Source organism: Vibrio eleionomae (assembly GCF_009874545.1).
GTDB classification, from domain to species: domain Bacteria; phylum Pseudomonadota; class Gammaproteobacteria; order Enterobacterales; family Vibrionaceae; genus Vibrio; species Vibrio nitrifigilis.
On record NZ_WEKT01000032.1, the window covers coordinates 36596 to 55516 of the forward strand.

16 protein-coding genes are annotated in these 18921 nt (G+C 41.8%); 5 read left to right on the forward strand and 11 right to left on the reverse strand.

From position 1 onward, the window contains the following. Nucleotides 1–77: 77 nt before the first annotated feature. The 9 genes from F9817_RS15485 to F9817_RS15525 all read right to left on the reverse strand — a co-directional run bounded on the left by F9817_RS15485 (nucleotide 78) and on the right by F9817_RS15525 (nucleotide 10466). Nucleotides 78–1010, reverse strand: a complete 933-nt coding sequence (locus F9817_RS15485) for a polyprenyl-phosphate transporter (protein ID WP_161157072.1) — start codon at nucleotides 1008–1010, stop codon at nucleotides 78–80. Between the two features lie 389 nt (nucleotides 1011–1399). After that, nucleotides 1400–2128, reverse strand: a complete 729-nt coding sequence (locus F9817_RS15490) for a PilZ domain-containing protein (protein WP_161157073.1) — start codon at nucleotides 2126–2128, stop codon at nucleotides 1400–1402. Between the two features lie 503 nt (nucleotides 2129–2631). Further along, nucleotides 2632–2814, reverse strand: coding sequence for a hypothetical protein (locus F9817_RS15495; RefSeq protein ID WP_161157074.1), 183 nt, complete (start codon nucleotides 2812–2814; stop codon nucleotides 2632–2634). Nucleotides 2815–2945: 131 nt separating this feature from the next. Beyond that, a complete protein-coding gene (locus F9817_RS15500) occupies nucleotides 2946–3947 on the reverse strand; it encodes an endonuclease/exonuclease/phosphatase family protein (protein WP_237476266.1) in 1002 nt (333 codons plus the stop codon). 50 nt (nucleotides 3948–3997) lie between these two features. Next, the gene (locus F9817_RS15505) at nucleotides 3998–4840 is read right to left on the reverse strand and encodes an energy-coupling factor transporter transmembrane component T family protein (protein WP_161157075.1); all 843 of its coding nucleotides are present in this window, start codon (nucleotides 4838–4840) and stop codon (nucleotides 3998–4000) included. Then, on the reverse strand, nucleotides 4837–6531 hold the full coding sequence (locus F9817_RS15510) for an ABC transporter ATP-binding protein (protein WP_161157076.1): 1695 nt from the start codon (nucleotides 6529–6531) through the stop codon (nucleotides 4837–4839). The genes F9817_RS15505 and F9817_RS15510 overlap by 4 nt, the downstream gene beginning before the upstream one ends. Before the next feature lie 6 nt (nucleotides 6532–6537). Beyond that, nucleotides 6538–7089, reverse strand: coding sequence for an ECF-type riboflavin transporter substrate-binding protein (locus F9817_RS15515; RefSeq protein ID WP_161157077.1), 552 nt, complete (start codon nucleotides 7087–7089; stop codon nucleotides 6538–6540). Nucleotides 7090–7396: 307 nt separating this feature from the next. Next, nucleotides 7397–8986, reverse strand: a complete 1590-nt coding sequence (locus tag F9817_RS15520; protein WP_161157078.1) for a diguanylate cyclase — start codon at nucleotides 8984–8986, stop codon at nucleotides 7397–7399. Next, nucleotides 8970–10466, reverse strand: coding sequence for a tetratricopeptide repeat protein (locus F9817_RS15525; RefSeq protein WP_161157079.1), 1497 nt, complete (start codon nucleotides 10464–10466; stop codon nucleotides 8970–8972). The genes F9817_RS15520 and F9817_RS15525 overlap by 17 nt, the downstream gene beginning before the upstream one ends. A 520-nt stretch (nucleotides 10467–10986) precedes the next feature. Here F9817_RS15525 and F9817_RS15530 point away from each other — a divergent pair. Genes F9817_RS15530 through F9817_RS15545 form a run of 4 tightly spaced genes read left to right on the forward strand, consistent with a single transcriptional unit; the run spans nucleotide 10987 to nucleotide 15099 of the window. Continuing rightward, the gene (locus tag F9817_RS15530) at nucleotides 10987–11940 is read left to right on the forward strand and encodes a YbgA family protein (RefSeq protein ID WP_161157080.1); all 954 of its coding nucleotides are present in this window, start codon (nucleotides 10987–10989) and stop codon (nucleotides 11938–11940) included. Continuing rightward, nucleotides 11930–12757, forward strand: a complete 828-nt coding sequence (locus F9817_RS15535) for a MerR family transcriptional regulator (protein WP_161157081.1) — start codon at nucleotides 11930–11932, stop codon at nucleotides 12755–12757. The genes F9817_RS15530 and F9817_RS15535 overlap by 11 nt, the downstream gene beginning before the upstream one ends. A 10-nt stretch (nucleotides 12758–12767) precedes the next feature. Further along, nucleotides 12768–14186 (forward strand): deoxyribodipyrimidine photo-lyase, encoded by a 1419-nt coding sequence (gene phrB / locus F9817_RS15540; protein WP_161157082.1) that lies wholly within the window; start codon nucleotides 12768–12770, stop codon nucleotides 14184–14186. Between the two features lie 4 nt (nucleotides 14187–14190). Next, nucleotides 14191–15099, forward strand: coding sequence for a L,D-transpeptidase family protein (locus F9817_RS15545; RefSeq protein WP_161157083.1), 909 nt, complete (start codon nucleotides 14191–14193; stop codon nucleotides 15097–15099). 56 nt (nucleotides 15100–15155) lie between these two features. Here F9817_RS15545 and F9817_RS15550 read toward each other — a convergent pair whose 3' ends face one another. Further along, the gene (locus F9817_RS15550) at nucleotides 15156–15425 is read right to left on the reverse strand and encodes an Lpp/OprI family alanine-zipper lipoprotein (RefSeq protein ID WP_161157084.1); all 270 of its coding nucleotides are present in this window, start codon (nucleotides 15423–15425) and stop codon (nucleotides 15156–15158) included. A 321-nt stretch (nucleotides 15426–15746) separates the two neighbouring features. On the opposite strand from F9817_RS15550, the gene F9817_RS15555 reads away from it, so the two are divergent. Then, nucleotides 15747–17090 (forward strand): DEAD/DEAH box helicase, encoded by a 1344-nt coding sequence (locus tag F9817_RS15555; protein ID WP_161157085.1) that lies wholly within the window; start codon nucleotides 15747–15749, stop codon nucleotides 17088–17090. Between the two features lie 86 nt (nucleotides 17091–17176). Here the strand turns inward: F9817_RS15555 and F9817_RS15560 are convergent, their stop codons facing one another. Further along, on the reverse strand, nucleotides 17177–18820 hold the full coding sequence (locus tag F9817_RS15560; protein ID WP_161157086.1) for a methyl-accepting chemotaxis protein: 1644 nt from the start codon (nucleotides 18818–18820) through the stop codon (nucleotides 17177–17179). Between the last annotated feature and the right edge of the window lie 101 nt (nucleotides 18821–18921).

Genomic DNA, 18921 nt, shown 5'->3' on the forward strand with positions numbered 1-18921 from the left:
TGATAGTGGTTAGGATTAGAAGATCTGTGGCCTGTAACTAGCGGGCATTGGTGAGATGCCCGCATAGTAAATTTAGGTCATTTGGCTATATCATCATCGTCTTGCTTGGCAAATTTTTCCAATCCAAGAACAACAGCGATGGCGCAGAGCATTAGAATAACAGCTAACAGAAGTTGAGCAGGTTGTGATGTCACAGACTCAAAATGAGAGGGTGATAGGTTGTTTTGCAACAGCGGTACTTTTTCACCATGTGAGTTAACGCGCCAGCTTACTGTCTCTTTCCATGGCCAAATTTTAGGCAATGTGCCGAGCATCAGGCCTGTTAGAAACATGAGCGTTGTATCTCGGTGCTTTTTCAGTAACCAAGACAGTAAATGTGAAAAGCTTAAAATACCGACAAGGCAGCCAACGGCAAATAAACCGATAACGTCTAATTGCATTCCTTTTATCGCGCCAAGAATGGGCGCATACATCCCCAGCAATAATAAAATGAAACTACCTGAAATGCCGGGTAATATCATCGCGCAAATAGCAATCGCACCAGCTATCAGTATGTTGATACCCGATGGCTCCATAGATATAGGCTTGACGACAGTAATGCTATAAGCGATCGCAATACCTACACAGAGAAAGATCCACTGTGGTATTTGTTTTTGGTCAACTTGTTTGAGCATGTGGTACACAGAAACCAAAATTAAACCAAAAAAGAAAGACCAAGTAGGAATGGGATGACTGACCAGCAACCAGGATATCAGTTTGGCTAGTGTCAAAATACTTGTAAGAATTCCAGCAAATAAAGACATTAAAAAGAATAAGTTAATATGCTGACAAACGGCTTTAAACCCTTCTTTACGCCAAATTCCCCAAAGACTCGGGTTGATGCGTCGAATACTCTCTAACAAGGTATCGTAAACCCCAGTGATAAATGCGATTGTACCGCCAGAAACGCCAGGAACAACATCAGCAGCACCCATTGCGATGCCTTTCAAATATGTGCTTAAGTAATTCATTCAATACCTTGAAGATGTCAAATTATGTCACGCAGTATATCTAACTTTTTTGGCGTTGCGTGAAGAGTTCGTTCAGGTTTGCAAAGATTTTGCTTTTGCAAATGGTCATGAAAACGCAATTCTTGCATAATGCGAATTGCAATATGCGAAAATTTGGTCGCAAAATATCCAGATCGATAAGGGGACAATAAAAGTTTCCTTTAAAATAGGGAGTTTTAAAAGTTGGCACGCTTTCTGCTTAATACTAAGTGACCCTTTTAAAGCCGAAAGGGTCACCTAGCCAACTGACGTTGTTAGTGAATACAAATTGTTCACACTATATCTAAGCCAATCGTAGTTTTACGGTTGGCATTTTTTTTGTCTAAAGAGTCATGAACACTCAGCCATTTTTATAATGAGAGCATCGAACCATTAAATTTCATATGCTTAAGCAATTCAGATGCGGCTTTTTTTCCTTGTTCATCAAATTTCAGACCGTATACGGTGTAATGCATTAAGTCAGTGACATTACAGATGGTACCTGTCAATGGGGAGAGGTTTGAAGCTGCTGAAGATTGTAGTACTAGGCTAAGTTCATTGCCATGATCAAAAGGGCGGCTTAAGGGAGATGTGACGAAGCGACAGCCATTTTTGGAAAGGTCACGAATCTCACAGTTTGTGGTCCCTGACTGACGAATGACGTTAGCGTCAAGGCTAACACTGTATCGAGGCTCTTTACGCAGTTGAGTGACATGCATATTATTCGGTACCGACAATGCAATCATCGGTATGGGTGAGCGTTGTCTATGGACAATTTGACTACGAAAATTGATGACTGAGCCGTGACCTCGTTGTCCAATTGCCTTGCCATTTAACCAAAAACCTTCTTGGAAGAAATCATTAAAATCATCAACAGATATTTTGGGGGGCTCAACCAGAATAAATGGCAAAGAGTGACTACCAATAAAACGTGTTTTACAGGAATATTTCATCCCTACTGGTGTTGTTATATTTAAAGTAAGTTCACTGCCGTGTTCTATCAATCCTAATGCATCAGTACTATTCAATATTGTTGATGATGAATCATGCTCTGATGCTGTTGCATTTTTTTTAGGATGAGAGAGTAATTGAGAATTCATTAACCATTCCCTAGACATAATCGCGTATTGTTATTCTTACCTACTCTGGTTATTCAATACACAACACCCTTATATATAGGTGAGTATTAAATAATCACGAGATAGGTTATGTATGACGTTGTTTATACCCAAATAACCTCAATATGCTGTTGTATTGGGAATGTATTCGTTCTTAAGTATGAATACATACTTATTTTATATTGAAAATCAGTAACGTTATAAGAGCGAATAAAACTCCCCTTTGCTCGTTAATCAAGCACTGGACCTGTCACCGTAAGGATATTTGGGTTTATAAGTAAAGAAAACCGAAATATTAATAGAGTTTACTCTACATCAATTTTTTTGATAAACAAATCAGATATCTAGGTTATGTTGTTATTAACAATGTACTTAATAAAAAGAGAAGTGTATTTCTGGATAATACTGAGGGAATTAAAATAAAAAACAGGTGCGCTCTGTCACCTGTTTATGTTGATTGATTGTTTGTACTTATTAATGGTGGGCTATTCAAAAATATTAGGTTCTTTTGCTAGTTCTCGTTCCATGTCAATCAATTGCTGGCGATGGGTGAGTACGTCAGGGTTACGTTTAAGTTCTTCAATGAGGGCTTTGTCGACTTGGGAGAAGTAAATATTCTCAGCCGCTTGTCCACGCAGTTTCATCGTTTCAACAAAGTCTTTCATCATAGTCGCTCCAATCTGAGGGCTATTATTTGTGGCTAAAAGTGTGCAGCGGTGAGCTACACAACCTAGTCGGAAGTATAGTTACTAGATTGTTAAGATAAAGTTTTATGATGTTAATAAATGTTTCGATTCAATCAGAGATACGGAATCAAAGTAATAGAGACAATCGCATGATCGCTAGCTTGGGCATCATCAGCGTAATGAGGGTTAATGAGGTGACGGTCCCAAACTTTATACTCGCTGAGTGATGCGATTGGAAATTCTGCAAGCGGAGTAAATTCGCATGAGTATAGGATGTAGTCCAAGATAGAGCCATTAGCACCATGATAATGGGTCGTGGGTCTCCGTTGTGGGCTATTTTGATACCAAAATGCTCCTGAATCAAACAGTCGGTAAGGGAGAATAAGAGGCTCAGTCTCAGGTTGACGAAAGCATTGCACTGAAGTGAGTGGTGCGAATTCTTGTTGGCTAAGCTCTTGATTAAAGTCTCCCAACAACAGCACTGGATACTGGGTTTCGAGTTTGCGTTGAACTATCGCTTGGTAAAGCTGGTGGAACTCCAAAGCGCGTTGCATGGTTGAACGACATTCACCCATCCATTCTTGTTGCCATTGCTCTACGATGTCCTGATGACTTCTTTCGTTTTTAGATGTTGTTTGAGAATCTAGTCGATTGTCGTTATCAATAAAAATTGGCCGTTTAGATTTAAAGTGAACCACATAGATGTCTAACCAACCGAGTTGTGGATGATGGATACTGGCGCGAAGCGGCTGACGACTAAAAGAGAATTCTGCAGAGCTTGTTGGAGCAGTGACAGCTTGTGCATTATGAATAGGAAAGCGACTGGCTAAGGCGACTACTGGCGATGAGTATACGTATTCTTCGGATATGGTTGGTTTATCAACGCAGGCAAAATACGGATACCCCAGTTCTAGGAGTTGTAGCCGTAGCTCCTCAATAGAAAACACTTCTTGAAAGCCAATAATGTCGGCATTAATGTCGTTAATCTGGCGCGATAGCCAATCTGTTTTGGCTTGCCACTGGGCGCTATCATATATATTAAGAAAATCATAAAACGCATCGGGGGGCGCGAGATAATTGAGTAAATTTATTGTCGCGATGCTCAATGACATCATTGCCTTCCTCGGTCAAAAAAGCCGTTTGATTTCTCAAACGGCTTACGTGTTTAACTCAATGGATACCAAAATAGTTCGGCTGCTGTAAAGCGTTTTATTAACGCTAGTACCACGATAAGGACGATTATCCCTATCCAAAGTTTGTCTTGTCGATTGAGTGGTTTCAAGCTGTACCAGCTTCTCGTTTTGTGGCGCCCAAAACCTCTTAATGTCATTGCATTGGAAATATCATCAGCGCGGTCGAGACTTGAAAAGATCAAAGGCCCCAAGATTTTGGCCAGATTTTTTAATCTGGTAATGAGCGGAGCTTTGTTCGATAGCTCTACGCCACGAGCTTGCTGCGCGTGCATGATATTGATGTAGTCTTTTTTTACCTCTGGTAAATAGCGCAAAGTGAGGCTGACTGCATAAGCAATCTTATAGGGTAGTCCCAAACGGTTTAGGCTGGCAGCAAATTCCGTTGGGTGTGTGGTAAAGACAAATACCAAAGCGATCGGGAACATACTGAAATATTTTATGGTCACCGTAATGAGATAAAACAGTGTTTCCTCGGTGAGGGAATAATCACCGGGTAAAGATAGCAGTACGTGTCGAGTGCCAATAGCATCACTTCCTAATGAAGGCGAAAGCAAGTACATAAAAAGTGCATTTAGCAGTAGCACAGTACCTGTACCAATTAATAGCGGGCGATAGACTTTAACCGGAACTCGCGTACTGACAAGTAGCCCGATTCCCAATGCGATCATCGTAACGAGAATTCGCAAATCAAATGTTGTGAGCACCACGGTTACCCAGCCGATGAATAGCAAAAACTTGGTGATGCCATTAAGCGCGTGTAACGCTGAGCCAGTATCGATATAGCTGATACCAAACGTCATTTTTTCAGTTTTCATACGCACTCTTTGTCTTGCTGGATAAAGTGATTCATAAACGCGAGCGGATCTGGTAGTTCTAGCCGTTGTGCCAACTCATATAAACTGGTTGTGGCTAAGTTAGCTTGGGCTAATAACTCAGGTTGAGTAAATACCTCTATCATGGATTCATCGGCTAATAATTGACTATCAGCGATGACAATCGAACGAGTGGTATATTCCAACACGAGATGCATATCATGAGAAATGATCATAACCGTCATGCCCATTTCACGATTAAGGCGTTCAATAAAAGTAAGCATTGCGGTGTAATTTCGATAGTCTTGACCTGCGGTTGGCTCGTCTAATATCAGTAACTTAGGTTCAAGAACGAGTATAGAAGCGATGGTGACACGTTTCTTCTGGCCGTAACTTAGAGCTTCAACCGGCCAATGACGATATTTACTTAAACCACAAAGTTCTAGTGTTTCGAGTACTTTTTTTTCTACCGTATCTTCACTATCGCCACGGTTACGCAAACCAAAAGCGACTTCATCAAAAATCATATGATGGGAAATCATATGATTCGGGTTCTGTAAGACAACGCCAATATGTTGGCAACGTTCAAAAATGGAAAGTGCTTCAAGAGGTTGACCAGCAAAAGTCATGGAGCCTTGGTCTGGTGTCAGTACACCCATCAATAATTTCGTAATGGTTGATTTACCCGACCCATTTTTTCCAAGTACGGAAACGAATTCCCCTTGATGGATATCAAACGAAAGATCATCAATAGCTGGTCGTTCTCCATCGTAAGAGTACGTCAGATTACGCACTGTCAGTAAGGGTGAAGTGCTTTCTTTACTTGGATAACGTAGTGCATTGTGACACCAAGTCACAACGGTTTGACGATAGTGATCGAGCGCCATTGTGCTCAAAGAAGAGGGGGGATTAGTGGCGCTGATTTGGCATCCTGCCGCTTTCAATGCTGATAAATAGAGTGGCTCACGAATACCATGCTCACTCAGAAGAGAAGAACTCAGTATTTGATCTGGAGTCAAATCTGCAATGATTTCACCATTATCCATTAAGATAACGCGATCAACTGGACGATGGAGTACATCCTCAAGGCGATGCTCAATAATAATAACGGTTTTGTTTGATTGTTGGTGCAATTGGTCGATGATTTCGATAGTGCGTTTGCCACTTACAGGATCGAGAGCGGCCAATGGCTCATCAAATAGCAATACATCGACATCATTGACTAACACGCCAGCGAGTGAAACTCTCTGCTTTTGTCCCCCAGATAAGTCATGGGGTGATTGATTAAGTAAGTGACTCAAGTCAATCATTTGCGCAGTGGATTTAACTAGCGGGTACATGTCTACAGTGCTTACATTTTGGTTTTCTAATGCAAACGCAATGTCTTCACCGACGGAAAGACCGACAAACTGGTTGTCGGTATCTTGTAAGACGGTGCCCACTTGTTGGGTTAGCCAATCCATTGAGCTTTGAGCGGTACTTTGACCGTTGATTGTTAAAGTACCTTTAATTTCCCCTTTGATACTATGAGGGATAAGTCCATTTAGGCATTGTCCGAGAGTTGATTTACCGCTGCCGCTAGGGCCGATAATCACGACTTTCTCACCTGGTTTAATGGTGAGATTAATATGCTTTAGAGTTGGCTTATCCAGAGACTCATAGCGAAAAGAAAAATCAGAAAACTCAATGGTCATGGCCGATTATGATGCCTCGGTCAGTTTGCTACTTTGTTTGTTGCGTTTCGCTAAAGCTTTCAGAATAAAGTAGCCAACCACAGCAATTAAAATGGTGTTACCCGCAGACACGATAGCCATCTGGGTATAAACTTTTGCTTCTGGCTCGCCATAAAGGATACTGTCTAAAAATGCAGAGCAGCCATAGCCAATCACATTACCTGCCAGCGCTAAACCAACAAATAGAACGAAGTCGCGAATCGGGAAAAGACCTTTTTCAAGATTACGTTGCGTAAGCGATGGGAACATACCCATGATGAAGCCCACGATACCTGAACCAAGAATCCAAGTAAGCCATACCCCCCAACCTGCGAATAAATCGGTCACCCAGTGTCCGATGAATCCAACAAGAAAGCCGACTAAAGGGCCAAACATAACAGAAAATAGAGCAAGCACTGCCATGGCAGGCTTTAAAGTCGTATTAGCAAAAACAGGAATACCAAACATAGGTAAACCACCAATGCCATAAAGTGCTGCACCAATAGCAACAACAACGACAGTTTTCGCTGAAAGATTCATAGCGAGATCCTTTGTATAAAGAACGATTGAGGCCAGTAGAACAATCGAATTAAGCTGACTGTAAAATTAGGGGGCGCATTATATACTCAACTAGCCTTAAGATGCTAACAATGACGGACATTTCCTGTCGATTCTTTCCCTGATTTTTCCGGTACTAGTTTTTCATCCATATTATACCCAAATGACCTCAAGATGCAGGATTCAGAGCTTCATCAACGAGCCTAGGTCAAGCTCAATCACGGCAGGAATGGCATTTCCTTTCAACGTGATGAGTATCAAAACGTAATACATTATCTCTGAAACGATATTATTCGGAGCAAACTTGATTACGGCCATTTGCTTTAGCGCGGTAAAGCGCTTTATCTGCTCGATGGAAAGTACGCTGGGTATTCTCTCCAAGTCGATGTAAGGTTACTCCAATACTCACCGTTAATTGCCGATCACCCAATACGGGTTGCCAATCAAATTGAGCAATATTGAGACGTAGATTTTCGGCCTCATCTTCCGCCTGTTTAAGGTCGACATTTTCTATGATAACGAGAAATTCCTCCCCACCAAAACGGATACAATGGTGATTCGACTGAGCAAACAAATGTCTAATTTGTGCTGATACGTTCATGATGGCTTTGTCACCCACTAAGTGGCTGAGTTCATCGTTGATCGATTTGAAGTGGTCGATATCAATAATCAAAAACGCGAAGTCGGCTTCATGAATCAATAAATCCTTTAAACAGCTATCGAGCCAGCGACGGTTGTGCAGTTGAGTAAGAGGATCGGTAAATACATCTTGTTGTAGTTGAGCTACAGTGTGCTTTTGACTCTCTGTAGTTTCTTTTAACTCGCGGTTTTCCATTTCCGATAGAATGAGTTTTAGTTGTAAATCAAATCTCGATAAGCGTCTTAACTGGTTGGCGCCTAATTCAGCAATAGGGATTCCCTGTATCATTTTCGATTCGATGGTGAAGGACTTTTTCTCATATTCGAGAGCCGCAGAATACAGCCCTTGCTGTTGGTAGATGTCACTAAAAGCATTGTAGAGAGAAATGATGACTTCAGACGACAGTTTGGCATTCTCTGCTCTTTTCTCTGCTTGAGTGAGCAGATAAATAGCCACATGAGGTTTATTACTCTCTAGTAGACAATAGGCCTGTTCAACTCGACTCATACAGGCAAACCAAGACGATTCAAAGTTGCCGACTGCATAAGGAATGGTGGCTAAAACATGTAATGCTTGATTAATATCGCCTTGTTGGCGATATAGGCGAGTTTGAAACAGCATCATTTGCCCTGTCAGTAGTTTGTCACTGACTAAAATTGAGAGTTCTTCACATTCCTTTAAGATTTTTTGGGCCAATTTACGCTTGTTTAAGCGGATATAGCAGCTCAACTTGTGCAATTTATAGTGCAAACGTAAGCTACGACCTGAAAGAGCATGATCAACCGTATCTATTTTATGGTAGTACCGGATGGCACGTGACGTATCACCAAATCGTTCGCACAGTTTACCCATACCTAAGATAGCTATCGCGTACGAATCAATATCGCCAAACTCAATCGCAAGCCGAGTGAGTGTAATGTATTCCTCTAGCGCTTTATCATACTGGTTTGTTGCGACATACCGCTCACTTAAACTGTTGCGCAAAGAGAGCATCAGATCTGCTCTAGGGCTGTCGGCATTCTTGAGTAGTTGCAGAGCGGATATTAGTGTATCAATACTTTGTTTGTGATAATCAAATGTGGCTTGATGCTCAGCACATATCATTAAGCAAAGCACTTGCTCTTCAGTGGTCGATGCCACTGTTTCTTGCATGTTATGCCAAAACTCAATCGACTCTTCACCAACGAGGCTCGTCACATCGTAGCCGGCTTCCTGAACTTTATTAAGCAGGTTTTCCACGGTCTAGATTCTCCTCGTTGTCGGATTCTTGCTCTAGTTGTTCCAAGGTAAATGGAAACATTAGAATATTCTGTAATATCACGGAAGGGAGCTCGCAGCTCAGTCCTTTACGATGCCACGGGTAGATAGTTAGCATTTGTGACAGCGTTCTACAGAGTTGTTCTGCTTCTGCTCCTTTATCTGCGATTAGCCAGCCCACCCGTTCACTACTAAGGCGAGTTAAAAAGTCATTGGAGCTACTCAACGTATGCGTCAGTTCGGTACATACGTCGATGATGCGCGGATCATTATGACGAACAACGATCACGGAATAGTTGGACTGACGTAACTCTGTTTTTAATTGAACTAACTGCTCCCACCAAAAGGTTTCGGAAACCATATTAGAGTAGCGTTTATCAGGGTTGTATTCGTGTAACCCACGAATACGATTAATGAGTTTACGCGCTTTCTGTTCAAGCTGTTGTTTTGATAGGCGCGCTTTATCTGAGCCCAGTTGAGCAGTTTGAGAACGCACATAGGCAAGTGAGTGTGAGCGAAAATGTTTGAAGGCAAGATAGGCACTTTGCATATCTCCCATTTGTTCGGCAATATCGGATTGTTTTTGGTAAATGCGAGCAAGGATCTCATCACTGTTTACTTCCGAAAACTGCGCGTGACTTTCTGCTTCACGTAACCACTTTAACGCCTGCTCCGTTTGCCCTTTTAACAGTTCAATTTTGGCTAAGCTCATCATTGCCAAGGTCTTCATCCATACCGACTGGTATGTGTCAGCAAGGGCGTGTGCTTGGTTAGCGGCTTTTTCAGCGGCATCGACTTGCCCTAATTCCAGTAATGCCACCGCGCGAAAATCCCATACTTGAGCTTCCAAAATTTTGTCGGGATTATGCTGTAGAAGATCGTCTGCACCTTGTAATACCGTCAGCATTTCTGGGTAGCGTTCAAGATAATAGAGATCCCATGAGAGAAATATTCGGGCTCGAGCTTCTAACTCTGTATGGCGGATACTGTTAGCTGCTCTGACGGCAAGTTCGTGAGTCGCTTTGGCGAGTTTGTATTCCTCAGTGACCCGCCATACATTACCCAACCCAAGTAGCGCTTCAATTTGAATACAAGGATTATCAGACCAAGCAGATTGTTCAAGCGATTGAATCCAATATTGTTGCGCGGTGTAATACTGCGCTTGTTCCCAATAGATAACAGCATGATAGTGATAAATATCAGCAAGATAGTCGTCATTATCAAGGGATTGCTGTAAGCGAAGCGCTGCGCGTATATATTTTAAACTGGCTTTTAATTCTTTAAGGCGCCATGAGCTTTGGGTAATGAGGAGCAAGCACTGCAATGTTGCTGCATTATCGTTGTAGGTTTTGGCTTGCAACAAACAGTCATGCGCATCAGTAAGGACCTGTTCAGGGTCTTGAACTAAGCGGTTTGTTAGTCGTTGGATAGTTTGCTCTAAAGCGAGACTTCGGTTACTCAAACGTCGATATCCTTAGGCTTACATCGTTCTTCGGCTAGTTAGTTTGTTGCTATTTGTACTTTGGATTCATCATAGAACAGCAGCTAATCAATCGTGAGCATACACATCTTGTTGCTTTTATTACAGGGATTGTGTTCTAGATCGTTATGAAACCAGATAAAAATCTATATACAAATTATTTACTGTCTAAAATTAGCACAATTTATGCCAATCATGGGTTGTTCTCATGCTTAGGTTATTTGTATTTGTGTTATCTAAATAAATTTTATCTTATATTTTATTGAGTTAACGCAACTTTACTTCAAAAATCAATTTTAGTAATCACTTATTTATCGTGTCGTCACAATATTGAGATGGAGAAAGTGAGGTGTAAACGTTAGTCAATAAATTGGCTGAATATATCGTCATGCCGTAGTACTTAATTAGTGATATTTTTCTTATACAATAAAAATATTTGTACAATTGTGAATAACTGCTATATCTTATACAAGATAAATTTTTGTATAGCTGGGGATGAAGCATGGCATCTAACGCAATACTAGTAGGCATAAGCTCATGTGTTTATGGGGATAAAGTCCGGTTCGATGGGGGACATAAAAGTAATGCTTTTGTGCAACAAGAACTGGGGCCACATGTAGTTTTCCAACCAATCTGTCCGGAAATTGGTATGGGGATGCCTGTTCCTAGGCCGACCATTCGCTTGGTTAGAGATCAAGATCGTATCGCTTTGGTGGAAACCAAAAATCCGAATAACGATCATACAGATGCCATGCTTCGATACTCAGAACAAAGGGTTGCTGACCTTGTTGACCAACCTATGTGTGGCTATATTGTGTGTGCTAAATCACCCACATGCGGTATGGAGAAAGTCAAAGTATATCAAGAGAATAATGCTGAAAAATCGGGGATAGGTATTTATACCCGAATTTTAATGGAGCGGATGCCATGGTTACCTGTTGAAGAAGATGGTCGGCTTAACGATCCGGTTTTACGGGAAAATTTTGTCACCCGAATCTTTTGCTTGCACGATTTCTATCAATCGATGGGGCAACAGCCTACGGCAGGGAAAATTGTGCAATTTCATAGTCGTTATAAATTAACTTTGATGGCTCATCATCCAGAATCTTACCGTGAATTAGGACGTTTAGTCGCCGACATTGCATCGTATGATATTGAGGATTTTTTCCAGGAATACCGAGTTGGTTTAATGAGAGCACTTGCACACAGAGCGAGCCGAAAAAATAATACTAACGTACTGATGCATTTGCAGGGGTACTTCAAGCGTGCACTTTCTAAATCGCAAAAAGCGGAGTTAGCTCAAACCATTGATGATTATCGCCGCGGAGTCTTGCCATTGCTAGCCCCGATGACCCTGCTAAAACACTATTTGTCTATGTATCCTGATGCTTATTTAAGCCAGCAGCGTTACTTAGACCCTTATCCTCAGGAGTTGAAACTCAGATATGGGTTGTGATTCATTTAAAGACAGCGTGAAGTTATACGCTATTCGTGAAGTCGCCGAATTAACGGGTGTTAAACCAGTCACTTTGCGTGCGTGGCAACGACGTTATAACTTAGTTCAGCCGCAAAGAACAGATAAAGGACATCGTTTATACACAGAACAGGATATTGAATTAATTCGTGATATTCAGAGCTGGCTTGCAAAAGGTGTTGCGATCGGGAAAGTGAGCCAGTTGCTATATGGGCCATCTGAATCTCAATATGATGAAAATGATACCGCGACAGCACTGGATGAAAATCAACGTTTACTTGACTATTTGGCGCAATTTAAGCGTGCCAAGGCCCAACAGTTGATTGCTACGGTTTTCAAAGAGTATCCACTCGCTCTGGTTGAGCAGCAATTTGTTTTACCCGTTTATCATGCGTTAGAGCAAGTAAAAGGTCCGCTTAAAACGTTACAAAAAGGGCTCTTTCAGAGCTTAATGGTGAGCCGTCTGGCTTCGATTCTTGAATCTGAAAATAAATCCAATTCGAAAGGTCAGAGCCTTTGTATTAGTTTCGATCCAAACGGGAGTGTTCTCGCTTGGCTTTGGGCGGTTGCTCTAAGTGAACAAGGTTGGTCTGTCACCTATCTAGAAGGTGTCGAAGATATTTCAGGTTTAGAAGAACACTCAGGTTTAAAAAACTACCAGCACATGGCGTTGTTTTCCAATCATAGTCTGCCTGAAAGCCAATACGCAGCAGTGCGTCGCTTAGTTGAGACGTTTAATGGCACAACACAGTTCTCTGAAGTGTTGCAAACCTTAATGTCTGACCATCAATTACCATAAGGATCTGATCATGAAGCTCGTATGGTTTAGAAGAGATTTGCGTGCGGTTGATAATCAAGCCTTACATTGTGCCGTTGCAAGCGGTGAACCTGTGCTTGCGTTGTTCATCGCTACTCCTAAACAGTGGGCAAGCCATGATATGGCCCCTATTCAAGCGGATTTCATTTATCGCCGTTTAACTGAGCTGCAAAAGGAATTATCGGCACTTAATATTCCTTTGTGTTATCGACAAGTCGATGATTTTTCAGCGTCGATAGAGGCCGTGGTTGAATTTGCTAAAGGTGTGGGTGCTACTCATGTTCTGGGTAATAAAGATTATGAAATCAATGAAGTTTTACGTGACCAGCACGCAGAAGCTGCACTGGCAAAAATAGGGATTGAATCCACTTGGTTTGATGATAAGTGCGTGCAAAAGCCAGGAAGTGTCTTAAGCAAACAAGGTACTTATTTTAAAGTGTTCACTCCCTTCAAGCGGGCTTGGATGCAAAAGATGTCGCGGCCAGTGATTGAGAAAATCTTGCCGGTTCAATGCTCTGTGGCTCAAGAAAAAAGTATGTGGCAGCGATTCGTATGGTCTACAGATCAGCCCTTTGATTATCCAAGAAAATCAAGTGAGCAATGGCCTGTTCACTTTGATGCAATTCGCCAAGCATTACGAGCTTTTTGTCGTGATAAAGCCTTTCGTTATAATCAGGAGCGAGATTTCCCAGCTCTTGATAGTACTAGCCAGCTATCACCTTATCTCGCCATTGGGGCTCTCTCCGCTCGCCAATGTATGGCACGGCTTTTTGCAGAAAGTGAGGTTGGATTTTTATCGGACGGAGCTGAAACCTGGTTAAGTGAATTGGTATGGCGTGAATTTTACCAGCACCTTTTACACTTTGAACCTAAGTTATCGAAAGCAAAAGATTTTCATCATTGGGGAGCCAATCTCGTTTGGCATAATAGCGATACTGCGTTTCAGGCTTGGTGTGAAGGTCAGACTGGATTTCCGATTGTTGACGCTGCGATGCGACAACTTAATGCTACCGGTTGGATGCATAACCGTTTAAGAATGGTTGTTGCCAGTTTTTTGACTAAAGACCTACATCTGGATTGGCGTGCTGGAGAACGGTACTTTATGCAACATCTGATTGATGGTGATTACGCAGCAAATAATGGTGGCTGGCAGTGGTGTGCTTCTACTGGATGTGATGGCCAACCGTACTTTCGCATCTTCAACCCAGTGAGTCAGAGTGAGCGTTTTGACCCTAATGGAGAGTTTATTCGTCAATGGATTCCCGAACTGGCGTCGTTAGATAACAAATCTATTCACCAACCTTGGAAAGCACCTAATCACCAAGCGTTATCTTATCCCCAACCGATAGTTGATCATAAAGTGGAAAGAGAAGTAACCTTAAGTCTGTATAAACAGGCTAAGGGAAATTGACTTAATGTTGCGTAACTGGTTAATAGTGGGATGTCTTGTCGCGTGTACTTACGCGAGTTCTGTGTGGGCTGCCACGTATTCGTTTCCCGTTAAAGGTAGCCGTATGGTTGGTAGTATTCAGTACCATGAGGTGAAAAAACACGAAACCATGGCGCAAATTGCCAAACAATATGATGTCGGTTTTCTTGCGCTAATGGCGGCAAACAAAGGGGTTGATCCGTTCTTGCCTCAAGAAGGTTACGTATTAACCATTCCATCGCAAATCATCTTGCCTGATGTCCCTTACCAAGGCATCGTCGTCAATTTAGCTGAATTACGTCTATATTATTTTGAGCCTAAAAAGCACGTAGTCCATATCTTCCCTGTTGGCATTGGGCGCATTGGGCGAGATACGCCAGTTATGGAGACAAAGATCAGCCAAAAACGCCCCCATCCCACTTGGACCCCACCGCAATCCATTCGCGAAGAATATGCCAAAAAAGGGGTGGAGTTACCGAAAGTGGTGCCTGCCGGCCCCGATAACCCGCTGGGGGATTATGCATTGCGTTTAGCTTATGGTGCTGGCGATTATCTCATTCACGGCACTAATAAAGATTTTGGTATTGGTTTGCGCGTAAGCTCAGGCTGTATACGCATGGAACCAGAAAATATTGATTGGCTATTTCATCATGTGCACACCGGTCTAAAGGTAAAAGTTATTAATGATCCGATTAAAACAACACTCGAGCCTGATCGTAGTGTTTATATGGAGGCTCATGAACCTTTAACGCGTAGCGATGGTGTGAAAAAACGTCTGACGATGCCAATAGAGTTAAAGTGGTGGCTAGATGAATATGGAATATCAGCAGTAAAAGCGCAGGCGGTCATTACTGCACAAAATGGTGTTCCGGTTCAAGTTGCGGAAGGCAGATAGAACGGATATGAAAAGAGACAGGGAACTGTCTCTGTTCATATCATATTGCAAATATCTTATTTAGTATAAGATTGTGCAATGTTATCAATACGTTCATTTGCGCGAGCGGCTTCTTCTTGAGCGGCTGTTGCAGCATCAGCTGCTTGGTTCGCTTTAGAGGCCAGCGCAGCATTTTCACTTTTAAGTGAAGCCACTTCATCATTCAATTGGCTAACTTGATTACTTAAGTCATCAAGTTTGTCTGACGTTGCTGAATCTGGACCTGAGGCGCACCCAGCCAGTAATAACACTGAAGATGCCGCAGCAGCCAGTAAAATCTTGTTCATATCGAACTCCTTGATAGATAGTTTGTATCAAATTGACGCTCTATATTTTTATAAATCTCAATATAGTAGCTTTTTCAGTATAATCAGTATTTCTAATGATTTAGTAAAAATAACCCAAAAAATTCAAGACTAAAATGCAGAATTGTCGATGAAGTTAACATCATCTGTAACAAATCGTGAGAATAGCTTGGATTGATCATCTTGAGTTTTCCCTACCGAATATTTTTTATCTTCACTATCCTTAAACTAGCGTTTCGCGGTAGTATACGCAGTTTTAAAGTTAAACCCCTTTCCACCTCCTAAATTGGTGGAATTTTGTATTTGGAGAATCCTTTGCAGTTTAAAGATTTAGGCTTAGATAACCGATTATTGAAGACACTTGCGCACTACGATTTCAAAAAGGCAACTGAAATCCAACAACAAGCTATCCCGTATGCGATTGCAGGGAAAGACTTGCTTGCGTCTTCGAAAACCGGATCTGGTAAAACATTGGCTTTCTTACTTCCAATGTTACATAAATCGCTCAAAACAAAAGCGTTCTCTGCAAAGGATCCGCGAGGCGTTATTTTGGTACCAACGCGAGAGTTGGCCAAGCAGGTGTATAGCGAACTGCGTTCAACGTTAAGTGGTTTATCCTACAATGCGGTATTAATTACTGGTGGGGAAAACTTTAATGACCAAGTGAAAGCATTACGCCGTTACCCTCGTTTCATTGTGGCTACGCCTGGTCGTCTAGCTGATCACCTTGATCATCGTTCCGTATTCTTAGATGGTTTAGAAACGTTGGTACTCGACGAAGCTGACCGTATGCTGGATTTAGGTTTTGCGCCTCAGCTACGTCGTATTCATAAAGCGGCTAAACACCGTCGCCGTCAAACCTTGTTGTTCTCTGCGACGTTAGATCACGACCAAGTTAACGATATCGCTGCGGAAATGCTTAATGAACCACGTAGCATTTCGATTGGTGTCTCTAATGAGCAACATAAAGATATTACGCAACGTTTTTATCTATGTGACCACCTCGACCATAAAGAAGCGTTATTGGATCGTATTCTCGAGCAAGAAGATTATCGTCAGGTGATTATTTTCACTGCGACTCGCGCTGATACAGAACGACTGACTGAAAAGTTGAATGAGCGCAAACTGAAAGCGGTCGCGTTAAGCGGTAGCCTCAATCAAGCGCAGCGTAATACCATCATGAGTCAATTTGAACGGGCGGTATTTAAAATTTTGGTCACGACCGATGTTGCATCACGCGGCTTAGACATTTCAACGGTGACGCATGTCATCAACTTTGATATGCCAAAACATACAGAAGAGTATGTGCATCGTGTAGGGCGTACCGGCCGAGCGGGTAACAAAGGGGATGCGGTTTCTTTTGTTGGACCTAAAGACTGGGATAGCTTTAAACGTGTTGAACGTTATTTGCGTCAAGATCTTAACTTTGATGTGTTAGAGGGGTTAGAAGGTAAATTCAAAGGCTTGAAGCCACGCAAACCCGTTAATAAAGGAAATCAAGGGAACAAAGGTCCTGCGAAACCTAAAGTTAAGCAATCTGCGAAGAAACCAGCTAAACGTGATAAGAGTTATTATAAGAATGTTGCAGTGGGCGATAGTGTATTTATTCCACGGAAAAAAACAGCACCTAAAGTCGATGACGAATAATCATCTCGTTTAAGTAAAACAAAAGGCAGCGTCTCGCTGCCTTTTGTCATTTTTTAAGAACTAAAACAAATTCGCTTTACAGTCTGTTAAACCTTGAAGTAACCGAGTTCTTGTTTTTGTGTCTCAGCTAAGTTCGATAGCTCTTGGCTTGCCGCGGCTGACTGAGTAATGCCCGTAACGTTTTGACTCACCAGCTCATAGATATTCGCGAGGTTTTTGTTGATATCGCTTGTTACTTGATTCTGTTCTTCCGAGGCGCTTGCAACTTGAGTATTCATTTCACTGAGCTGGGTAATTGATTGATTAATGTTATTCAGTGCTTGGCTCAGTTGTTCGGCTAAACTTTGGTTCTCATGCAGTGTCTCTAAGCTAGATAGCACTTGATCATTAGCAGAACCTGATTGTGATTGGAGCTCTTCAATAATAGCTTGAATCTCTTTCGTCGATTCTTGGGTTCGAGCGGCTAACATACGTACTTCATCCGCAACGACTGCAAACCCTCGGCCACTTTCACCGGCTCGGGCGGCTTCAATAGCGGCGTTGAGCGCTAACAAATTCGTTTGTTCCGAAATACCTTGAATCACTTCAATGACTTGGCCAATTTTCTCTGACTGAGCTTTTAAACTGCTAACGACATCGGCGGCATGACCTAGTTGACTGACCATTTTGTCATTCGCACGACTACTGGTGGCAAACATAGTTAAACTATTGGTGGCTAACTGTTTTGCATCTTGAGCCGCTTGATCTGCATGATGGGCATTATCTGTTACGGTTTGGGCCGCACTTTCTAGTTGGTTAACCGCAGAGGCCACTTGTTCAACTTCTTGTTTCTCTTGGTCTGAATTGACAGACGATTGGGTCATTACAGCAGCAAGTTCTGTAGACGCAGAGGCAACATCGACACTAATACGTACTAAAGCACCGACGGTTGAGCGTAACTGTTCGACAGTGCCATTAATATCACGCGCTAAAGCTGTTACTTCATTATTACCATCTACTTTTGCTTTTACTTTTAAATCGCCAGATGCTACATCACGCATGACTTCGCGTAGATGTCGGATCGGTTTAACAATGATTTCAGCGAGAATCCAGCTAGCAATAGCCGCTAAAACAAGAATGACGATCAAGCCAATCGTTGAGTTATTGATCACTGAAGAGTGGATGTCTTCATTCTTTTTAATGTCAGCAATGGCGAGAGTATTTAATGTTTTTGAAAGATGATTAATTGCAGCGACCATCTTTGCTCCGGCGTCTCGATAGGCAGCGCTTGCATCATCATACTTCTGATCAAATTGAATAGAGGTTGAATTTTGTTGATGCCTCTCATGTAAAAGTGGAATCATCGTGTTAATTGAATAATTAACGTAATAATTCATCGCCTGATCTAATTGCGTTATTTCATCATGAAGTTCTGGTACATCGCTTAAGCGAGCGAGCTCTTGCTTGTTCTTTTCTTGTTTACTTAATAATAAAGCTTTTAATTCAGCAACATCTTCGGGTCTGAACAAACTGTATATGGCTTTAATGCGCATACCGTAAGTATTATCGATGATATTTATAACTTCTTCTTTATGTTGAATAAGCTTCTGAGTGGAGTTAGAGGCTTCATCAAATGCTGATTTAAGCGTCGATGTACTGTAGGTAATACCCGCTATTAATAACAGCATGGTAATGATTACCGGTATCACAACCTGTAACTTGATCGACAAGTTACTGAGTAATTGGCGCATACTATGGTCCTTTTAAATAAAGCTGAAAAAAAATGTAACAAAAATGAATGAATTATATTATTTGAGACAGATAATAACGATTCCTAATAAGAATTCAATCC